Source organism: Roseitalea sp. (assembly GCF_984466335.1).
The window spans coordinates 1-2,732 of sequence record NZ_CFIFWG010000239.1; the positions used below are offsets into that span (position 1 = coordinate 1).

The 2,732-nt window shown below is 65.5% G+C and carries 1 protein-coding gene and 1 pseudogene; both read right to left on the reverse strand.

Features of this window, described 5'->3' with window-relative positions; all coding sequences use genetic code 11:
- A pseudogene (locus tag AC5E6L_RS14985) lies at positions 1-185 on the reverse strand (isocitrate lyase); the annotation flags it as partial.
- Positions 186-470: 285 nt separating this feature from the next.
- On the reverse strand, positions 471-2,732 hold a 2,262-nt coding region (ppsA, locus tag AC5E6L_RS14990; RefSeq protein ID WP_491774375.1), incomplete at its 5' end, for a phosphoenolpyruvate synthase.

Below are 2,732 nucleotides of genomic sequence, written 5' to 3' on the forward strand. Positions count from 1 at the left end.
TCGGCGTCATAGGCGGCCATGTCGGCGCGCATGATCGCGGCGGTGTAGCGGGCGATGTCGAGACCGGTGCGGAAGCGGTTCTGAAGCCGCATGCGGGCGACGGATTCGGGATCGATGCCGCCCCAGGGCGCGCCGTGCGCGGCCACCAGATCGGATGCGGCGGCGATTTCGGATTGGTAGCTCATGGTCGGCTCCTCACGCTGGCGGATCGGTTTTGTAAACACCTGTCACAATCGCCGCTTCAACCGGGCGCGGACGGGCGTTCCCGCCCGTTTCGTTAGGCCGATCGCCGTCCGGACGCACGCAAATGCCGCCTTCACATGGTGAAAATCGTGTCAAAAGGGCGCGGGATTGGGCGCGGCCGTGTGGATTTGTGAAGATTGTGACAAGGCGGGCCCGCCACCGCTTCCTCGCCCCGGCGGGGAGAGGGGCCCGCCCGTGTCCGTCAAAGGGGAGGCGCGACCCGCGCCCTACCCCTCGACGTCGTGGACGTGGCCCTTCACCTCAAGGAACGAATCGGGCGTCACCGAGATCGTGTCGATGCCGGCATCGACAAGGAGCTTGGCGTAGGAGGGCGAGTTGGACGGCGCCTGGCCGCAGAAGCCCACCTTGCAGCCCTTGGCATGCGCCCTCTCGACGATCTGGCCGATCATCCACAGGACGGCCGGATCGCGCTCGTCGAACACATCCGCCAGTTCGCCCGAATCGCGGTCAACGCCGAGCGTCAACTGCGTCAGGTCGTTGGAGCCGATCGAGAAGCCGTCGAACCGCTCGGCGAACCGTTCGGCCAGGATCACGTTGGACGGGACCTCGCACATCACATAGATTTCAAGGCCGTTCTCGCCGCGCCTGAGCCCGGCCTGCGCCATCACATCGAGCACCCTGTCGGCCTCGGTGAGCGTGCGGCAGAACGGGATCATGACGATCACATTGTCAAAGCCCATCTCCTCGCGCAGCTTCTTGATCGCCCTGCATTCCAGCTCGAAGCCGGGCCGGTAGCCGGGCGCGTAATAGCGCGAGGCGCCGCGCCAGCCGATCATCGGATTTTCCTCCCTGGGCTCGAAATCGCGCCCGCCCAGAAGCTCGGCATATTCGTTGGTCTTGAAGTCGCTCATGCGCACGATGACGCGGTTGGGATAGGCGACGGCGGCGATGCGCGACAGCCCGCGCGCCAGTTCGTCGACGAAGAAGTCGGCCTTGTCGTCGTAGCCGCGCGTGATCCGGGCGATCTCGGCCCTGGCGTCCTCGTCCTTCAGCGTGTCGAAATCGATCAGCGCCATCGGATGGACCTTGATGACGTTGTTGACGACGAACTCCATGCGCGCCAGACCGACGCCGTCGGAGGGCAGGCGCCACCAGCGGAACGCGGCCGACGGGCTCGCCATGTTCAGCATGATCTTCGTTTTCGTCTCGGGCACGTCGGTCAGCGAGATGTCTTCGGACGAATAGTCGGCGATGCCCTCATAGACATAGCCGCGGTCGCCCTCGGCGCAGGAGACGGTGACCTCCTGATGGTCGTGCAGCACATGGGTGGCCTCGCCCGTGCCGACGATCGCCGGCAGGCCCAGTTCGCGGCTGACGATGGCAGCGTGCGAGGTGCGCCCGCCATGGTCGGTGACGATGGCCGCCGCCCGCTTCATGATCGGCACCCAGTCCGGATCGGTGATCGAGGTGACAAGGATCGACCCGTCGACGAACTTGTCGATGTCCTTTGCGTGCTCGATCAGGCAGACGGGCGCGGCGACGACGGCGGCGCCGACAGAAAGGCCGGCGAGCAGCATCCTGCCCTTGTTTTCGATCGTATAGGACTTGATCGTGCCCTGATTGGCGCGCGACTGCACGGTCTCGGGCCGTGCCTGGACGATGTAGAGCTTGCCGGTCTCGCCGTCCTTGGCCCACTCCATGTCCATGGGCTGGCCGTAATGGCCCTCGATGGTGACGGCCATCTTCGCCAGTTCGAGGATTTCGTCGTCGCCGAGCACGAAGGATGCGCGCTCGGCCTTGGAGGTGGGCACGTTGCGGGTCATCGCGCCCGCCTCGCGCGCATAGATCATCTTGATGTCTTTGGAGCCGCGCGTCTTCTCGATGATCGGCTTGAGGGCGGGATTGTCCAGGAACGGCTTGTAGACCTCGTATTCGTCCGGGTTCACCGCGCCCTGGACGACATTTTCGCCAAGGCCCCAGGCGGCATTGATGAGGACGGCCTTGTCGAAGCCCGATTCGGTGTCGATCGAGAACATCACGCCCGAGCCGCCAATGTCCGAGCGCACCATCTGCTGGATGCCGATCGACAATGCGACCTGGGTGTGGTCGAAGCCGTGCAGCTTGCGGTAGGTGATCGCGCGATCGGTGAACAGCGAGGCATAGCAGCGGCGGCAGCTTTCGAGCAGCGCCACCTCGCCGCGCACGTTCAGGAACGTCTCCTGCTGGCCGGCGAACGAGGCTTCCGGCAGATCCTCGGCGGTGGCCGACGAGCGCACCGCGACCGACAGATTCTCGGTGCCGGCACGCGCGGACAGTGCGCGATAGGCGCTCAGAATGTCGGCGCGGATATCGTCGGGCCAGTCGCCGTTGAAGATCGCCTCCCGGATCGCCTTGCCGGCCTGCTGCAATGTCAGCCGGCCATCGTCGAAGCGCTCGACCTGGTCGCCGATGAGCGTGTCGAGATCGTTGGCGGCCAGATAGGCGCGAAACGCCTCGGAGGTCGTCGCATAGCCGCCCGGCACGGCGAC